The 18,975-nt window shown below is 47.1% G+C and carries 15 protein-coding genes; all 15 read right to left on the reverse strand.

Annotation, left to right across the window (positions count from 1 at the left end; all coding sequences use genetic code 11):
• Nucleotides 1–99 precede the first annotated feature (99 nt).
• Nucleotides 100–816: a head GIN domain-containing protein gene (locus tag FHS57_RS13925; RefSeq protein ID WP_183974566.1), complete on the reverse strand. Its 717-nt coding sequence runs from the start codon at nucleotides 814–816 to the stop codon at nucleotides 100–102.
• A gap of 86 nt (nucleotides 817–902) precedes the next feature.
• Nucleotides 903–1,133 (reverse strand): DUF433 domain-containing protein, encoded by a 231-nt coding sequence (locus FHS57_RS13930; RefSeq protein WP_183974568.1) that lies wholly within the window; start codon nucleotides 1,131–1,133, stop codon nucleotides 903–905.
• A gap of 86 nt (nucleotides 1,134–1,219) precedes the next feature.
• Complete coding sequence (locus tag FHS57_RS13935) at nucleotides 1,220–2,281, reverse strand: mechanosensitive ion channel domain-containing protein (protein ID WP_221225630.1); 1,062 nt, start codon at nucleotides 2,279–2,281, stop codon at nucleotides 1,220–1,222.
• Between the two features lie 302 nt (nucleotides 2,282–2,583).
• Nucleotides 2,584–3,843, reverse strand: coding sequence for a dipeptidase (locus tag FHS57_RS13940; RefSeq protein ID WP_183974572.1), 1,260 nt, complete (start codon nucleotides 3,841–3,843; stop codon nucleotides 2,584–2,586).
• 128 nt (nucleotides 3,844–3,971) lie between these two features.
• Nucleotides 3,972–5,432, reverse strand: coding sequence for a SusD/RagB family nutrient-binding outer membrane lipoprotein (locus FHS57_RS13945; protein ID WP_183974574.1), 1,461 nt, complete (start codon nucleotides 5,430–5,432; stop codon nucleotides 3,972–3,974).
• Nucleotides 5,433–5,589: 157 nt separating this feature from the next.
• Nucleotides 5,590–8,694: a SusC/RagA family TonB-linked outer membrane protein gene (locus FHS57_RS13950; RefSeq protein WP_183974576.1), complete on the reverse strand. Its 3,105-nt coding sequence runs from the start codon at nucleotides 8,692–8,694 to the stop codon at nucleotides 5,590–5,592.
• A gap of 419 nt (nucleotides 8,695–9,113) precedes the next feature.
• Nucleotides 9,114–9,848: a Bax inhibitor-1/YccA family protein gene (locus tag FHS57_RS13955; protein WP_183974579.1), complete on the reverse strand. Its 735-nt coding sequence runs from the start codon at nucleotides 9,846–9,848 to the stop codon at nucleotides 9,114–9,116.
• An 82-nt stretch (nucleotides 9,849–9,930) separates the two neighbouring features.
• The gene (locus tag FHS57_RS13960; RefSeq protein ID WP_183974581.1) at nucleotides 9,931–10,746 is read right to left on the reverse strand and encodes a sulfate/molybdate ABC transporter ATP-binding protein; all 816 of its coding nucleotides are present in this window, start codon (nucleotides 10,744–10,746) and stop codon (nucleotides 9,931–9,933) included.
• Nucleotides 10,743–11,408, reverse strand: a complete 666-nt coding sequence (gene modB / locus FHS57_RS13965) for a molybdate ABC transporter permease subunit (RefSeq protein WP_183974989.1) — start codon at nucleotides 11,406–11,408, stop codon at nucleotides 10,743–10,745. The genes FHS57_RS13960 and modB overlap by 4 nt, the downstream gene beginning before the upstream one ends.
• Nucleotides 11,408–12,166 carry a molybdate ABC transporter substrate-binding protein gene (gene modA, locus FHS57_RS13970; RefSeq protein ID WP_183974582.1) on the reverse strand — a complete coding sequence of 253 codons (759 nt, stop codon included), beginning with the start codon at nucleotides 12,164–12,166 and terminating at the stop codon, nucleotides 11,408–11,410. The genes modB and modA overlap by 1 nt, the downstream gene beginning before the upstream one ends.
• Nucleotides 12,167–12,197: 31 nt before the next feature.
• A complete protein-coding gene (locus FHS57_RS13975) occupies nucleotides 12,198–13,277 on the reverse strand; it encodes a cytochrome-c peroxidase (RefSeq protein ID WP_183974585.1) in 1,080 nt (359 codons plus the stop codon).
• 44 nt (nucleotides 13,278–13,321) lie between these two features.
• Nucleotides 13,322–13,816 (reverse strand): molybdopterin-dependent oxidoreductase, encoded by a 495-nt coding sequence (locus tag FHS57_RS13980; RefSeq protein WP_221225631.1) that lies wholly within the window; start codon nucleotides 13,814–13,816, stop codon nucleotides 13,322–13,324.
• 99 nt (nucleotides 13,817–13,915) lie between these two features.
• Nucleotides 13,916–15,337 carry a Gfo/Idh/MocA family protein gene (locus FHS57_RS13985; protein WP_183974587.1) on the reverse strand — a complete coding sequence of 474 codons (1,422 nt, stop codon included), beginning with the start codon at nucleotides 15,335–15,337 and terminating at the stop codon, nucleotides 13,916–13,918.
• 95 nt (nucleotides 15,338–15,432) lie between these two features.
• On the reverse strand, nucleotides 15,433–16,506 hold the full coding sequence (locus FHS57_RS13990) for a hypothetical protein (protein ID WP_183974589.1): 1,074 nt from the start codon (nucleotides 16,504–16,506) through the stop codon (nucleotides 15,433–15,435).
• Between the two features lie 48 nt (nucleotides 16,507–16,554).
• Nucleotides 16,555–18,624, reverse strand: a complete 2,070-nt coding sequence (locus FHS57_RS13995) for a beta-N-acetylhexosaminidase (protein WP_183974591.1) — start codon at nucleotides 18,622–18,624, stop codon at nucleotides 16,555–16,557.
• Nucleotides 18,625–18,975 lie beyond the last annotated feature (351 nt).

Consider the following 18,975-nt stretch of genomic DNA (forward strand, 5'->3'; position numbering starts at 1 on the left):
GTTAGCCGTTAATAGTAAACCGCATATTCTACGGATAACTGATAACCGATAACCGATAACGGCTTCAATTAAGAACCACAAAGGTAGGAATTTTTTGGCTTAATCTGGCTTTACGGTGCTTCCGCCCGAAATATTGGAGCGCAATTCGGGCGTGCCACGGTAGCGTAATGTACTGCCTCCGCTGGCGTTGACTCTCAAGGTTTTGCCCACCAGTACGCGCGCGGTACTTGCACCCGAAAGGTCTAAATCAACGTTGTCAACGGGGTAATCGAAGGCGTCAACGCGCGACGCACCTGACAATTCGCCCGCAATCGTAAGCCCTTGCCCGTGTAAAACAAGGTCTGATGCCCCCGAAAGATCCACATTGATACGATCCCAATCACTATCAATCACCGACTTAGAAGCGCCCGATAATTCGACGTCGAGCGTACGGCCGTTGGTAAAACCTTCGATGGTCGAAGTTGTAGCTCCTGAGAAATCAACCTCAGTAAGGGTAGGCATCGTAATGTCCACTTCCATGTCGTAGCGGCGAACGCGCCAATTGCGGTATTTCATCACCAACTTACCTGAGCGGTCAACATACACGTCCAAATCTTGAACGTCGCGGCGGTCGCCCCGCACCGAAATGCTAAACTGCCCCGACTGCCGAACGCGCACATCAAAGGCATTGCCCATTTCGAGCTGGTCAAAATCGCGGAGATTGAAAGTTTGGGACGTAGGATCAAGGGGCGTAAGTGTGCCTTCTGAGATAAAAACACACGATTGAGCAAATAGGGCAAGAAGCGCAAACAAAAAGATGACTAATGACTTTTTCATAGCTGTTCGAAACGTTTTTAATTGACTGTTTTGAAGCTATGACAATTCACCGAAACACCACCCCTATGCGCACGTCAACATTTTCGTCAAGCAGCAGCTTCATAGTGATTAGTATAGGTATATAACAAATTGGCAGCCAACTCGATAACAGCCTCAGCTTGGTTACGAGTCACTGTAGGAAAACCTTCCAAAAAATCATCTAATGAACTGACTTCCAAATAATCAAAAAGAGTTTTGATAGCGACTCTCGTACCCTTAAATACAGGTGTACCTGCCAGTATTTCACTACTGATTTCGATAACATCTTGTGCCTTCATGTCTTTTTCTGGTTATAGTTAACAAAGATACCAAATTTCACAAAACAGATTACAACAAAGCTCCCCACCCACAGCTCGATCTTTATTTAGGTCGTAGCCATAGAAGGATACAGTTTGATTCCCTCTGCACGCAGGCGGTTGTTCATTTGTTGAATGACCTTCTCATAAACACCTCCGCTCAGTGCCGCAGGTGTTTGGTACGACAAAGTGATTTCGAGGCGGTCGCCGTTCCAGTCGGTGACTTTTACATCGGGGGCAAGCTTCAATGTTTCATCGTTTAGCGTGCCCATTTGGTCCAAAATAATGGCTTTTAGGTGCTCCGTATCTACGTCAGAAGTAGTAAAAATCTTCAGTACCCGTTTTTCGTATCCCGCTCGGGTATGGTTGATAATGGTGCTGTTGAGCAGCGGCCCGTTTGGAATCATTACCCGACGGCCATCACCCGTATCCAAAACGGTATTAAACATCAAAATATCACGCACTTGCCCCGTGTAGCCTTGGGCGGTGATTTTTTCTCCCACCTTAAATTGCTTCATCAACAAGATGATAAAGCCTCCCGCAAAATTGGATAAACTCCCCTGCAGGGCAAAACCAATGGCCAACGTAGCCGCACTAAACAGGGCCACAATCCCCGTCACCCGAATCCCTAAAAAACCACCCGCAATCATAATGAGCGTAATTCGGAGGCTGATAAACAACAAACTCTTTAAAAAACTCTTGACGGAGGGGTCGATGGTGCTGCGTTTATCGATAAACGACTTGAGCGGTTTATCCAAAAAATTAATGAGCCCAAATCCCAGAATAAGTATCAGCGTCGCAATGCCCAATTTAATCCCCCAACCGACGGTCATTTCACCATATTCGACAAAATCGGCCTTCATACGGGCAATGTAAGATTTGGCGACTGAAGGGCAAACCGAGGTGTTCTCGTAAAAACGCAGTTCCTCAACAATGAGTTTTTCAGAACGATTGTCGTTAAAATATCCTTGTATTTCGACGTACATTCTATTTTCACCCGTTTGTTTCACTTCTTGGTACGCCTCCATGAGGTCTTTGTAGGCTTTTTGGGGCAAAACGTGCACTATTTTCCCCGTCTTACAATCACTGATGGTAGCCGTGTTATTAAGTTGAGAGAACATTCCTCGCATCGAAACACGGTTCAGGGTGTCCTCAGCAAAAGAAGGCAGTTTAATCCCAGAAAGTGACTGACTATGAACAACAAAGGAGCCAATTATCAAGAAAAAAAGGAAAGCAAATTGGGGTAATTTTGAACGTAGAAAAAACATAGGCAGCATCATTAATCGTCGTTGGTAAGTATCAATAATAGCAAAAAAAATTATGCCAGCCCTTCTCGAAAGTTTTAAAACTTTCGAGAAGGTAGCTTTTTTTCACAAAAAAGAGTCGAGCAACTGCCCGACTCTTTTCATTTTCGTTGTTGTCTCACTTACTTTTATTTCAGGCTTACTTCGCCCGTTTTGCCTTTTTCTACGGCTTTCATCACGCGGAAGAAATTGCCGCTCCAAATTTTCTCAATGTCTTTCTTTGAATACCCACGACGCACAAGTTCGATGGTCATGTTTTCGTATTGGCTTACGTCGAAGCAGTCGGCCAAAGCACCGCCACCGTCAAAGTCGGCACCCATTCCTACGTGGTCGATACCGATGAGCTTCACCATGTGGTCGATGTGGTCAATGGCATCTCTAACCGTGGCCAATTGAACAGGGAATTTTTTGTTCAACTCCATAAAATCAGCGCGGGCTTTTTGTTGTTCCGCTTCGGGCAAGGTCATCATTCCACGACGGTCTTTGATGTTGTATTTGGTATATAATGCCTTCATCGCCGCTTCCCTTTCGGCACTTGGTGGAATGGTTTTAACGTAATCGCTCAACAAGTTGAGTTGAACAACACCGCCGTTTTTAGCCAATGCCTTTAGCATATCGTCGGTCAGGTTGCGCGGGTGATTACAAATAGCCTTAGCTCCTGAGTGTGTCGCTACCACGGGCACTTTCGAGAGGCGAATCACATCATAAAAAGTTGAATCTGACACGTGCGATACGTCAATAATCATCCCTAAGCGGTTCATTTCTTTCACAACTTGCTCACCCAACGGGCTTAACCCTTGGTATTCAGCACCTTTTGGATCGGTAGAAGAATCACAAATGTCGTTGTTGCTCGAATGGCAAAGCGTCATATAACGCGTACCCAAGTCATAAAACTTCTGCAACATCCCCAAATCGTGACCAATGGTGTAGCCGTTTTCTACCCCAATAAAAATCGCGCGTTTGCCCGTTTTACCAATCTTTATGGCTTCTTCGGGCGTTGTAGCCAAGGCAGCCATTGAGCTCGTATTTTTTAGCGAGGTATGAACCGCATCAAAAATCTCCAATGCCCGTTTTTTAGCCGTTTCGTGGCCTTCGGGCGTGCGCGGGCCTTGCCCCAAATACACCGCAAAAAAGATGGCATCTAAGCCACCGCGAACCATGCGTGGATAATCCACCTTGCTGTTGGTTGTGCGGGCATCGTTGTCTTTGGTGATGTCAAACCCTCCGCGGGCCAGCAGCATCGGCGTGTCGGCGTGCGTATCTAGCGTAAAGGCTTTGTCGTGGATTTTTTTTGCTTTTTTTAGCAAAGCAGCGTCATCTTGTGCCGAAACGGTAAAAGTCGCCGCCGCCAAACAGGCAGAAAGGGTGGAACGGAAAAGGTATTTCATGGGAATGGTTAACTAGTTTATTGAGAAACAAATGAACAATCAAAAAAACCTAATTATCAGTAAATTGCCAAAAACCCACAGCCAAAAGAGCTGGGGTTTTTGGATAGAACAATGTATGTATGAATCACTTACTTGGCAAACCAAAGTTTTAGCTTCATGTCGTTGACACCTCCCTGGGCTTTCAAGGCCGCACTAAAATTGGTGTAATTCAGTGATTCTTCCGAGCCTGGATAGGGCAAACGCGTTGGAATAACACCTCCGTTTACGTTGATAACTGCTGGTTTCAATTCAGGAATACCCGTACGACGGAATTCCGTCCAAGCTTCAACGCCTTGTCCGTACATCGCAATCCATTTTTGTTCCATGATTTGCTTGTAACCATCGGCTCCTGATTTAAGCACGTTGGCGGCTAAGTAGTCCGCCCCCACGGTTAGTTTGTATTGGCTATGCGACGCCGTGATGGCATTGGTATAGTTAGTAGCCACATCGCCCGCAGCTGTGATACCTTTGTAAGCCATCTCGGCTTTGATAAACAACAATTCTGCGTAAGACATGATTACGCCCGGTGCCGTCGCGCTCACAAAAAACGCTCCAACTTTCGAGGTTTTCGATAAGCCTAGCGTATTGGCATCGGCATTTGACAACCCGTTTGGTACGCCTTTATAATCTCCTCCGTCGGCAGGTTTATCGGCATATACGGCCAAGCGCGCATCTTTCAAGGCCGCCAGCTTATTCACAAGCGTAGCACTTACGCGGTGATCGTCGCGCGTTTTGCGGTTTTGGTTAATCGGATTGTTGTTGTTTGTTGCATCAATGTAATTTAACTGAATATTCTCCGACACTGACCCAATCACAGGGTACTTAGCGGGGTCGCTCAAAATTCGGTTGATTTCGGCTTTTACATCAATGGCCGCGTCGGTTTTGCCCAACATCCGATTCAACAAGCGAAGGCTCAACGAATTGGCAAATTTTTTCCACTTTGTCACGTCATTGGCAAACAAAATATCGCCCGCAATCGCCTTGGTTTTGTCCGTTGCATCAATCATGTCGTTGGCCGTTTTGAGGTCTTTGATTAGACCTGCATACACGTCTTTTTGGGTGTCATACGCAGGTTGTAACTCTCCTTCCAGCCCTTGCAGCGACTTAGAATACGGGATGTCTCCGTAAATATCCGTCAGTAGCGAATACACCCACGAGCGCATGATGATGGCCACGGCTTGGTAATTGGGGTTTTTAATCTCTGCCCCAATTTTATAAATACGTTGATAATCGGCCAAGGCTTCGATGTGGAACGTTTGCCAAGTATCGCTATACACACTGCTTGAGATAGAATACTGGTCGATGTCGGTGTATTGGATTCGCGCCCAATACTGCGGAATTAAGTTACCAATATCCATTCCCAGCGAGCCGCCCCAATAGGTATCAACCGCACTCTGAATTCCGTGCGGCAAAAACAGGTCGGCCGTTGCCGTAGCTGGGGCATTGGGATTGGTATTCATTTCGTCAAATTTGTCGGTGCACGCCGAGACACTCAGCATCACCGCCGCCAACGCGGCTTTGTATCGGAAAGAAGAAAAAAGTCTTTTCATTGTCGTAATAGAAAAATTATGTGATAGGTCAGACGACAGTCAGACCATAACTTTTTAACGAAGGTCAGACGACAGTCAGACCGATGATTATGTGATAGGTCAAACGACAACCAAACCGATAAAAATACGGTCTGACTACCGTCTGACCTTAACACCTTTACAAGCTAAAACTGATGTTAAAGCCAACCGAGCGGGTTGTTGGGATTTGACCATTTTCGATTCCCTGCAAATTGCCATCGTTGTAGAAACTGGTTTCAGGATCGATGTGTGGCACATTGCTATGAATCAACCAGAGGTTACGGCCTACGACCGACACCGTAATGTCGCGAACAGGTAATTTTTTAATCAACTGATTGCTAAGCATGTAACTCAATCTCACTTCGCGAAGTTTTACGTAGCTACCATCAAAAATCGTCATTTCGTTGTTGGTCAACGCATAGTATTTGTGGTGCCATTCTTCCGACGAAATCTTGGTTGTGTTTGGTACATATACAGGTTCGGTAGCAGAGCCAGTATTAACAACTCCTTCGCCAATGATTCCTGTTTCGCGCCCTAACACCGTCTCAGCCAATACCCCCGTATAACGACCGATGTTCACACTTTGCGAGAAGATATCCCCGCCGTATTTTACATCAACCAAGGTGCTCAACGAAACGCTCTTGTACGTAAATGTATTCTGCAAACCGCCCAACCACTTTGGCGTGAAACTTCCTAAGATACGGCGGGTTGGGTTGAGCGTTGGATAGCCACTTTTATCGTAAATGATATTACCGCTTGGGTCACGGGCAAAACCTTGTCCGAAGAACGTACCGTAAGGCTGCCCTACACGTGCTTCGATGGTCATCCCGCGAACGGTTCCTAAGGTGTAGGTTGTTAAGCCATCGGCCAATTCGATTACTTTGTTTTGGTTACGTGCCCAGTTAACTGCCACATCCCACTGAAAATCACCCACTTTTACAGGCGTAGCACTGAGTTGTACTTCAATTCCTTTGTTTTCGATTTTTCCAGCGTTCAACAATTTAGAGTTAAAGCCCGTTGTTTGCGAGATATTTACGTCCAAAATCTGGTTCGACGACTGTTTGTTGTAGTACGTTACGTCCAAACCTACGCGGTTGCGCCAAAACTTAAATTCTGCCCCGATTTCGTACGAGTTTGTTAACTCTGGTTTGAGGGAAGCGTTCAACATCGCGTTATTTTCTGACAACGAAGGCGTGCTACCCCAAGGATTTTCGTATTTGTAGGCTTGAATCAAACGATAGGCGTCGGTGTCGTTCCCTACACGGGCAATCCCTGCGCGTACTTTGGCAAATGATAATACAGGGGAGTTTAAGCCCAAAATGTCGGTTACAATGGCACTCAATGCCGCCGATGGGTAGAAATACGAGCGGTTGTTGGCAGGTAAGGTACTCGACCAGTCGTTTCGTGCTGTCAAATCCAAGAAAAGATAGTTGCGGAATCCGAAGTTAGCCGCGGCATAAACACTGTTTACTGCTTTTTCGGAGAAAGAGTTTTCGGCCACTTTGGCTTGGCGAGAATTACCGAGGTTCCACACGCGCGGAATGGCTAATTCAGTCGCCCCCATATAATTCCGTTGGTAATAATTGCTACGGTGGTTAGCGCCCACGTTGGCCGACACGTCAAAGTCACCAAACTTGCGGGTCGCGCTCAACAATACATCCGAGTTCGATTCCCGAATAAAAATCTGCTCTTCATTGTAGCTATCGTACTGTTTCGCACCGTTGAGGTTGTCGATACGGGCTGCATTTTTGGTTTTGCGACGGTCAATATACACGTCCGTTCCTGAACGCCCTGTCAATGTCAACCAGTCGTTAAATTTATACGTAGCAGCCAAGTTTCCATATACACGGTCGCGTTGGTTAAACTTCGTACTCAAATTCAACACGTAGTACGGGTTTGTCCAGTAGTTGTAGTTCCAGTTGTACTGATAAATGCTGTTGGGAGCTTGGTAATTTTTCAACTTCTCCATATCCACTTGGCGACCAAACCAAATAAAATAAAGCCCCCAGTTGGTGCGGTTATCACTACCGTCCACCACATAGTTACCCGTTGCGCGGATGCTCAATTTTTTGGTCAAATTCCATCCTGCGTTCAACGAAACCGTACGGCGTTTGTAATCGGTGTTTGGCAAAATTCCCGTTTGGCTCAAGTTGGTAAACGAAAGACGGAAGTCTCCTTTCTCATTTCCGCCCGTAATGGCGATGTTGTTGGTATAAGTTTTACCTGTTTCAAAAAAGTTGGTAACGTTATCAGGATGAGGCACAAAAGGAGTCGCCGTACGAACGCCATTAGCATCCAGCGGCGAATCAAACTGTGGAAGCAAGCGACCGTCCATTTTAGGACCCCAGCTTTCGTCCACTCCGTCGTTGACACCTTTGCCCGTTCCGTCCACAAACGAAAACAAGCCCTTGTTTCCTTGGCCGTACTCGTTTTGCCATTCAGGAAGACGGAAAGGGGTATCAAAAGCGGTGTTAGAGTTGACCGAAACGCCAATACCTTTCGCGCCTTTTCCACTTTTGGTCGTAATCAAAATAACGCCGTTAGCACCGCGCGAACCGTACAAAGCCGCTGCGCTTGGCCCTTTTAGTACGCTCACGTTTTCAATGTCATCGGGGTTAATCGACGCCGCACCGTTTCCGTAGTCAACACCCGTTCCTGAGCCGTAGTTACCGTTGTCGATGGGCACACCGTCAACCACAAAAAGCGGCTGGTTGTTGCTCCCAATGGAGCTTGTACCACGAATCAAAATCCGCGACGACGCCCCTGGTGCACCGTTCGAGCCCGTAATTTGTACCCCAGCCACTTTTCCAGCCAAGGCATTGACAAAGTTGGTGGTCCGAGCTTGTGTCATTTGTTTTCCGCTTACCTCTTGCACCGAATAGCCCAAAGCTTTCTTTTCACGGGCAATACCCAAGGCAGTGACAACGACCTCGTTCAAAATGGACGCATCTTCTACCATCGTAATGTTGAACGAAGTTTGCGCGCCGATAGCAATCTCTTGGGGCTTGTAACCGATAAACGAAAGCACTAGCGTAGTGGCACTAGGAGGAGCGGAGAGGCTAAACTCTCCCGTAGAACTGGCCGAAGTACCTCGGTCAGTACCTTTGATGACGATACTGGTTCCAGGAAGTGGAGCGCCGTCTTTGTCAAGGACTTTTCCTTTTAAAACGCGGTCTTGTGCGTGACTGACCAAGCATGTCAGCATCGCACCTACTAAACAGAGAGTGGATAAAAACTTTCTCATGGGCGAACTATATTAAGTTATTGGGTAATAATGGTAATTTTCCAATAATTCTCTCGCATTCGTAGGACGAAATAGAGAGGCTTAATTCTTACATAGTTGCGGCCATTCAGAATTAAAATATGCAATTATAAAGAGCGAAAAATCTTTTGTTGCTTGGCAATAAACGTGCACAAGTTTATGGCAAATAAGAGTATTTTCCAATGATTATTTCAAAGAAAGTCAAATTTTCAAATTAATTATTGGTTAAATTATATCTGTTAACAATAAACAAAACAGGATTCTATTAGCGAAAAAACGAAAGCCAGAAAAATACTCAAGAAATATAACTATTTCACTATTCTGCACTTGCTAAGGTTCAAACAAAAAAAGACACAGAAGTTGCCCCCTGTGTCTTTTTTATGTTTAAAAAAATTGAACGCCTAGTCGCGGCTTGAGAGCTTGGATAACAAGCGAAGTACTTCTATGTACAACCACACGATGGTGACAATCATCCCAAATGCGCAGTACCATTCCATGTATTTGGGCGCGCCATAAGCCGCACCTTGCTCGATTCTGTCGAGGTCAAGTACTAAATTGAAGGCTGCTAACCCCACTACAAACAACGAAAAGCCGATTCCGAACCAGCCTGTGTCATAAATCAGCGGCATTTCGATGCTAAACATGCGTAAAACCATGGCTACCAAGTAAAAAATAGCCACACCCGCCGTAGCTGCCATCACCGTCCGTTTGAACGTGGGTGTAGCGCGAATGACCCCCGCTTTGTACAAACCGACCATCCCCGCCAAAATGGCAAAAGTGAGCAACACCGCCGATAAGCCAATGCCTGGGTACATACTTTCAAATACCAACGTGATTGCCCCCACAAAAACCCCTTCGACCACGGCATAAATGGGCGCAAGCGTGGGCGCGAGCTGTTGTTTAAAAGCCAAAATAAGGGCAATCACAAAACCTGCAATTGCGCCGCCGATGGCCAAAGGCATGATAAGTGCAGGATTGGAGGCAAACAAAAACCAACTGCCCGCAGCAGAAGCAATGACCAATACGCCTAATAAAATGATTTTGTTGACTGTACCTTGGACAGTCATCGCTCCTTGCCCAATGCCTTCTTGGGCGGCTTTGATGAATGATTTTTCGGATAAGGTTGGATTCGCCATAGCTGGATTATTTTTTGTAAAAAACGTTTATAGACGACAATTTATGCGGTTTTTAGGTAAAACCAAAGACTTTTTCATTGAATTAAATTCGCCGTTTCCAACTCAACGACACCTCATCTCCCACTTTCAAGTCGTTGGGCCAAGGAGCAGAAGCACTAAGGCGTATTTGCATCGTATCGGTTTCGAGATAACCATTCTCACGGTCTAATTTTGTGATGACACCCCACATAGGCGTGGGCTCAGGGGCTTTGTCTTCGTCCGTTTTTACCCGTCCACGCTCGATTTCAACCTTTCGGTCGGCCAACTGACGAATGTCTTCTTGACTGTGAGTGACTAGCAACGTCGTCGTTTGGAATTGTTGATGCAAATCGCCCAACACTTCCCGCAGGCTTTGAGCAGTAGTAGCATCAAGCGACGCAAACGGCTCGTCCAACAACAACACCTTGGGTCGCCGTACCAACGCCCGCGCCAACGCTACTCGCTGCCGCTGCCCTCCCGACAGCGCGTCGGGCTTTCGATACGCAAGCGACTCTAAACCAATCTTTTGCAGCAATTCATCAATCAACGCATCTTTCGGCGACGCGGCAGCATAGGCCAAGTTTTCGCGAACAGTCATGTTAGGAAAAAGCGCCGAATCTTGAAAAACAAAGCCAATCGAGCGTTGCTGAACGGGTACATTTATCTTGGAAGAAGTATCCAACCACGTATCACCGTCCACGACAATTCGACCCACCACAGGCGTTTCTAAACCTGCCAGCAACCGCAATAAGGTCGTTTTTCCAGCCCCAGACGCCCCGTATAAAGCCGTCAGGCTATGCGACTCCAACGAAAGCTGAATACGTAGCTCTCCCTGACCATCGGCAAAAAGACGCGGCAGCTGTAGGTCAAGTTCTATCATACCGTCAAGCGTTTATTGAACCGATACACAAGTACTAGAATCACCAAAGAAATGACCAATAATAAAGCGGCATAACTGTGCGCAGCAGCATAATTGAGCGTTTCGACTTCATCATAAATGGCAATGGACGCTACGCGCGTCTGCCCTGGCAGGTTTCCTCCAATCATCAACACCAACCCAAATTCGCCAATGGTATGGGCAAAAGACAGCACAATACCCGTCAACAACGCAGGCTTACTATTGGGCAATAAGACTCGAAATAACGTAGTCGTACGCGATTTACCAAGCGTAAAAGATGCTTCCTTCCAAGACGGCGGCAGGTTTTCGAGCCCCGCCTGAATCGGGTGTACCATAAAAGGCAAACTATAGATCATCGACGCCACAACGAGCCCTTCAAACGAAAACACCAATCGCAGGTTAAACGCTTTTTCCAACCATTGCCCCAAGGCATTGTTTGGACTAAATGCCAATAAAAAATAAAACCCCAGCACCGACGGCGGTAAGACCAAAGGCATACTGATGATTGCCTCTATCAACGGTTTGAGTTTGATTTTGGTGGCCGACAACCAGGCCGCAAGCGGTATTCCAACCAACAGCAGAAGTACCGTGGTAATGCTTGCCAAACGAAACGTAAGCCAAATTGGCGCCCAATCCATGTTCATCATTTTTGTGTTGTGCCCCCTACTCGGTAGCCAAACTTCCGAAAAATAGCGTGCGCGCGCTTACTAAACAAAAAATCATAGAAACGACGGGCGGCCAAACTGGGTTCAACGTTTTTCTTTTTGAGCAACACCACGCCTTGTGCAATCGGACGATAGGTTTTGGGGTCTATTTCTATCCACGTTCCTTTGTCTTTCAGAGAAGGGTCTAACACCACCGATTTGGCCGTAAAACCTACCTCAACTACTTGCGAAACAATGTATTGATTTACTTGGGAGATACTTTCCCCCATGACCCACTTTTCCTGCGTTTTGTCAAACAAGCGATAATACGTGAGTGCCTCCTGGGCCGCGACTCCGTAGGGCGCAAGCTTGGGATTGGCAAGGGCGATTTTTTTGATGGAAGGTTGGGTCAAAAACGACAAGTCTTTCGTGGGCTTTGTGGCTCCGATTGTCCAAACAACCAAAGCTCCGTAGGCATAAATCTTGGGAGCGGCAGTAGTTAACCCTTCTTTAAAAAGTACGTCAGGGTAGTGCATATCGGCCGACAAAAACACGTCGAACGGTGCTCCTTGTTGGATTTGGGTCGTGATTTTTCCCGAAGAGTTAATAATGGTTTCGAGTTGTATCCCCGTTTCTTTTTCAAAAACAGCCTCTAATTCCTCCATCACAAACTGGGCATTGGCCGCTACGGCAACGCGCACCGTTTGGGCATATACCTGCGGCACCATCAGCCACAGAAACAAAAGTATTTTTTTCATTAACTGGTTCAGTATAAACGCTATCAAATAATTATTTTTTCGTCTCAAACGGATTCGAAAACGCAGGGTTTGTGATAAATGTCGAATCAGTGAGGGTGCGCAAAAACGCAATAATATCCTTTTTTTCGGAGGAAGTCAGCCCCAAACGCTGTCCAGTGGGCTCGTTGTGTGAAATACGCAACTCGTGGCTGAGGTTAGGGCTAAAATGAAAGTGCTCGTTGTAATGGTCAAGCACTTGCTCCAAACTCGCAAAGCGGCCGTCGTGCATGTAGGGCGCTGTCAGGGCAATATTACGCAAAGTCACCACCCGAAAACGACCATTGTCCAAACCATCGGACGTTATTTCTTGCCTTCCTCGATCCGCCACGGCTATGCTATCAAGGCCATTGTTATGAAATACTTCTTGCATCAACTTGGCTCCACCGTGGCAATGTGCGCAATTGCCCCCGCGTACGCCTCGCTCAGGCGCAGGCCCACGCATGAATAACTCCCGCCCCCGCTGCTCCGCAGCCGAAAGGGTAGTTTCACCTTTTAAAGAGCGGTCGTAAGGCGAATTAGCAGAAATTAACGTTCGTTCAAACTGCGCCAACGCTTTGGTGATGTGTTCCCCCGTAATACTCGATATGCCAAAGACCCGCTGAAACAACGAAGGATACCGACGCGTTTTGGCCAACTTTTTCGCTGAAGCCTCCAGCGACTGTCCCATTTCATCAGGGTGAGCCAGGGGAAAAACGGCCTGATTTTCAAGACCATTGGCGCGCCCATCCCAGAATAAGTTCTTTACCCACAGCAGATTCACCAGCGACATGGAGTTTCGACGAGTGGGTTTTCCTGACACCCCGATGCTGAGTTGTCGGTCGTCCGAAAAAGCATTGGCTTGTTTGTGACAACTTGCACAAGCGACGGTGTTGGTACTGGAAAGCAGCGGTTCGTAAAACAACATTCGGCCCAGCGCCACGCCTTCTTCGGTCGTCGAATTATCGTCGGGAATCGTAAAGCGACGGCCAAATGACGTTGGATACTCCAGCTTGTAGGGATGTAGTTCGCGCTTTGTTATCCAAAAAGAAGAAAGAAATATCACCAAAGCCGTTAGAAGGGGGAAGTATCGCATTTTGATTCGTTGTTAGTTTGCGATGCAGGCACAAATCAGCAACATCACTTAGCAAATCGAATTTCAAGGGATTTTAACTCACGAATCCAGCGCGCTGGGCGTTTTTCGTCGGGTATCACCAAGCGAAACGGGCCGACTCCTTGGGGCAGCGGGGCTCCATCGACCGAGTCGGCCACCAAAATGGTACGTCCGCTAAACTCAGCATCCACCTCGGCCAACGAAAACAACACTTCGTAGCCATCGCCTGCTTTGGCAATGAGGTATTTTGAGAGATTTTCGCCGCGAAGTTCTCCTCCTAAGGTTGCGCCTGCTTTGCGAAGAATAGCCGTAAGCGCTACACCAGCATAACGGTGTTCTTTGCCGTCACGGTCTTTGGCAGTTACTTCAGTCCGTTCTAATGCGTGAAGGTCAGAGGCGGTCAGCGTCAGCGGTGTTTTTACTTCGCCCGTGACGGAAAGGGTTTGGGCAAGCAGCTCCTTTGTAGTGAACAAAAGAACCAGTATTCCGCCTAAAAGTAGTTTTATGGAAGTAGGTGTCATTCCCCAAAGCGTTATTTTTTCAAAAATATAACGCTTTGGGGAAATTACCTAATAGAAAAAAGACTTGGAAGGTTTTTGAAACCTTCCAAGTCTGAGGATTTATACTTTGGCTTTCGTCGTACCACCTTTGGTCATTGAAATATCGACGGGTGCGTTGGCTTTCCACGAGCCACCCGTAAAGTCAGGCACATCAATGGAATTGGAGCGATTGGCCACCGACCAGCCACTCAGCGGTGCGATGCTACTCCAAAGGGCGGCGTCATACACGTCTTGATCGAGCGGGAGGCCATTGCGTAGGCAATCGATGGTGCGCCAATCCATCAAAAAATCCATCCCACCGTGTCCGCCGACGTTTTTGGCCACTTCACCCATTTTTTTCACAATCGGGGGCAAGTATTTTTCTTCCAATGCCTTGTATTCTTCGGCCGACATCCATTCGTGACCCGTTGAATAACGCGCGGGTTCGGGGTATTTTAAACCTACCGCCTTGGTACCGCTCACCAGTTGAATCCGCGAATACGGCCTTGGTGACGACACGTCGTACTGCACCATAATCGTCCGCCCTTTTTGGGTCTTAATCGTGGTCGTACTCATGTTGCCGTTGTAGGATTTTCCCACGTAAGGCTTGTAAAAATCGTCTTTGGCGGCAAGTTCTTTGGCCAAACTCCCCAACACAAAATCGCTACTCGACATCGAAGTCAGGTACTCCATTTTATCGCCACGATTGATGTCCATGACTTGGCAAATAGGCCCCAATCCGTGCGTGGGATACAAGTTGCCTTTGCGCTGAAACATCTCTTGAAGCTCCCACAATTGGTAGAAATGGGTTTTGGAAAAAACGTGCGTTTGTAAATTGTGAATATAGGCGGCTTCTCCGTGGATAATTTCCCCAAAAAAGCCATTTCGAGCCAAATTGAGCGTCAATAGTTCGGAGAAGTCATAACAGCAGTTTTCTACCATCATGCAATGCTTGCGCGTGCGCTCCGAGGTATCGACCAGCTGCCACGCCTCCTCGATGGTTTTGGCGGCAGGCACTTCTACGCAAACGTGCTTGCCGTGCTCCATCGAAAAAACCGCCATCGGCGTATGGAATGCCCAAGGAGTGAGGATATAAACCAAGTCCAAATCGGTGCGTTCGGCGAGTTTTTTCCAAATTTCGGGGCTACTATCGTAGGTTTGGGGGCGGTGTCCAGAAGCTTCGACCAGTTTTTTGGCCGCGGCCGTTTTCTCAGAACGTAAATCGCACAACGCTTTAATTTCGACACCTTCGATTTTATTTAATCGCTCGACAGCCCCCATCCCACGGTTACCTAAGCCGATAAATCCAACCCGAACTACGTCCAGTTTGGGAGCGGCGTAGCCACTCATGTTAAATTTCTGCGCCCGCTTTCGGTCTGCTTGTTCGCGTACTTGGGCCCATTCTTCGGGGGTATTGGCGTAAGCGGAAAAGGGGTTAGCGGCAAAAAGCCCTAATCCCGTAGCACTTGCCGTTTTTAAGAAGTTTCTGCGGTTGTTTTCCATGTTACAAATATTTTTATGCAAACGTTTTGCCTCTCCGAGGCGTTTTCGTTTCATTCATCTCTCATCACTCAACGCTCATCACTAAACACTCTCCTTTAAAAAATGCAATCTCCGAGGAAAGCAGGCTGGTAGCCTTTTTCGGTTGCCCAGCGCACACAAGCAACGATGCGGTCGCGGAAATCGGGTTGATAAACTTCGTAAAAAGGATAATAGTATTGCTCATGCACCAAAAAATCGACGTAGGGCGGCTGTCCTGACGGTAGATTGGCGTAGTTGTCGAGGTGAGGGACAATTTCGGGAAGTTCTTTTTTATCAATTACAATGCTACTTCGGACAAACGTAATGTCTTCTTGAGTGTCGTGCCACACAAAGCGTTTTTTCACCTGACGACGTTGTTCAACCGTCAAATAATACGAAACTGGTGGCAAATCATCGTCCACGTTGAAGTAACCCAATTGCCCCACATAGCCCGCATCCCGCAAAGCCCGCGAGCCTTCGACGGTGGCTTCGCCCCAATGTAAGGTGGTAACAGGCCCCATCACGGCCTCACCCGCAAAGCGACGAATTTCATTTTTGACCATTTCGCAATCGTCGGCTACTTGTTGATAGCCTGCGGTGCGGTAGGGCATATCGGGAAACTCTCCGCGCGCGTGAAAACTCAACCGCAACCAATCGGCGTTGGCTGTCCACTCGGGTTTGAAGCGGTCGGTCAGTTGCGACAAATTAAAGCCGTCGGTTTCGTAAAAAAGATTGAGGTGGATTTTTGTCCCGTATTCGTCGTGTACTTGTTTGAGAAAACCCAAATAGGAATTATCAAAAATCGACGTATAGTTCGCATCGTTTTGGTGAATATCGCGCAAAAACCAGATGTTATCGTCAATTGATAAACGGTAATTTCCTGCAAAATTGGGCAGCCAAAAGACCTTGATTTGGGCACTTTCTCCCGTGGTCATATTTTTTACTTCGACCGTATTTTGGTATTCGCTAAACGTCACCAACGCTTCAAAAACACCTTCTCGTTCTTGGGCTTCCACGCCATTGATGACAATAAAATGCTGCAACGGTGCTTTTACTTTGACCGTTGTTTGGAGTACACCTTCTACTACCTGTCCGTCCCAGCCGTGAAGCATATCGCCTTCTATCGGGCTGATAAATTCTATGTTTTTCATGGTTCTAATCTATAAATAGTCAGTGCCAAACGACACCTATTCAATTACTTAGAAATCAGGATTAAAGACCTCTACAAACGACTTTACAGGTACATCTTTTTGGCGTTTAATCTGGAAATCAATTACTTTCAAATGCAATTTTCGCCACAAGCTATACTCCACGTCAAAACGCCCTAAAATGCTATTGAGACGATACGGCATACATTCCGACAGCCACGCCGTTTCGTATTCTCGTTTGAGTTCACCCGTTTCGTCCATGGCGTCCACCAACAGACTATGACAAGGGTACGTCAAATCATAAATGACGTAATCTTCCTTTTTCTTCATCACCATTGCGTAGTCCCAGCGATCTACCACCGTACGCGCCCACATAAACCGCATGGCCGAATAATTAATTAATCGGGCCGATACCAGCAATGAATTGGCAAATTCGCGGTCGGTTTTTGACGCTTTTTTGAGGGCGGCTATCAAATTGGCTTGGGCCTCCTCGCTGTATTTACGGACTTCCCTAAAATCAGCCATGTGGGCTTCGGTATTGGTCAAATAATACGCCGAAAACGGATTCGACCACGCTTCAACTAGCGTCCCTCGCGGCATACTTTGGGTGTTTTTTCCCAAACACTTTTTCAGGTATTCGACCGAAATGGCAATGTTATCAAAGGCTTCGCCCATTTCTTGGGCAATGTTGGGATAAACCAACGATGCGTATTTTCGGGCAAAATCTTTTTGGTTAGGAGATTTTCCCTGCCAAGCCGAAATGCAGCCGTAGGCCATAAACATCCAGGACGACCGCACAAAAGGCTCCACCGAGTCAGTCCAGACGGAGGTGATAAAACCTAATGTTTGGTGACGCAATCCTGCCCGTAAGCACAAGTCGATGTTGTCGTAGGTATAGCCCGCTTCGGGATAAATGTGCCCCCAACCCGATACCGCTGGCTGAATGAAAAAGGGCTTTTTTTCGTTCAAAATGGGGTTTAGATAATGGTAGGTTGCCGCCGAATCGGGCGAATATTGCCAAATAACGGGGATAACATCGGCAGGAAATTTCTTGATAATATCGGGATAAAACGAGCTCATATCCGTCCACGCCAGAAGCGTTTTTCCGTATTTTTTGAGTTCTTCACTCACAAACGTCAATTGTTGGATGTACAACGCTTCGGGATTGAGACTTTTCTCCTCCGTGCTGTTGAGGCGCTTGGTTTCCCACGTTTCGTCAAAACCCACGTGGATAAACGGACTTTTGAACAACGCAGTGTACTGTTTAATCCAGTTTTTGAGTAATTCTTTCACACCCGCATTGCGAGGATCCATCTCATGTCCATAGCGACCAATCGCCAACGACGCGTACTTTTCATTCCGAATAAGCTCGTGCAAATGCCCGTAAAAATTGACGAATGGAATAACGTCCATGTGCCGCTCGCGGGCATAAGCGATGATGCTTTTCACCTCCTCTTGGGTGTAATTGGCTTTGTAATTGAGGGTAGAATAGCCTTCTAATTCGATGCTTACTTCGTTGTAGAAGTAATACTGGTTGGTTTTCCAACGTGCCAAAAAGTCGATTTGACGTTTGATTTCATCCACCGTTAGCAAGCCTCCGTGGGCAAAATCCATCATCACGCCCCGAAAGGCCATAGTGGGTCGGTCGGTGATGGTCACATAGGGAATCGTAGCCTGTTCCCCTTCTCCTTGAATCAGTTGTCGAAGGGTTTGGACGGCATACCATAGCCCCGTTGAGGTTTCGGCTTCTATTCGGATCCCCTGCGCCGATACCGACAACGAATAGTGTTCGCGGGTGCTGCCTTTGGTCGCTTCGTCGGTTTCGGGCAGTTCCCGTCCTGTCGTTTTTACGGTATAACGCACCCGCGACGCGGCGAGTGTGGAAGCCGTTTTGACGGGCTTTCCACTTCGCTCACGCAGGGTTTGTTGTAATTCTTTGAGCGCAAATACAATGTCTTTAGAAGCAGTCGAGGGCACATAAAGTGACACGTTGTTCACCGCCAATGCACCATTTCCGTACTGAACAGATGTGGGTTCAGGCAGCAAACTGGGACGATTTTGGGCAAAAATCCCCGTAAACACCCAAAAACAACTACTTACTATCAGAATGAGGGATTTCATTTTCCTTTGTTTTAACCATTCTTATCCAATAAACTGGGTTCTGAGGAACCCTTGCTGGAGGTTTTGAGAAACCTCCTCCACACTTGCGTGCTTTCGGATACTCCTATCCGAAAACAGGGTTTCTCAAAACCCTGTCAATATAAATCACCCGCAAACTGGGTTCTGAGCAACCCTTGCTGGAGGTTTTGAGAAACCTCCAACACATTTGCGTGCTTTTGGATACTCCTATCCGAAACGAGGGTTTCTCAAAACCCCGTCAATATAAATCACCCGCAAACTGGGTTCTGAGCAACCCTTGCTGGAGGTTTTGAGAAACCTCCAACACATTTGCGTGCTTTTGGATACTCCTAT

The organism is Runella defluvii, assembly GCF_014195535.1.
Lineage (GTDB): Bacteria > Bacteroidota > Bacteroidia > Cytophagales > Spirosomataceae > Runella > Runella defluvii.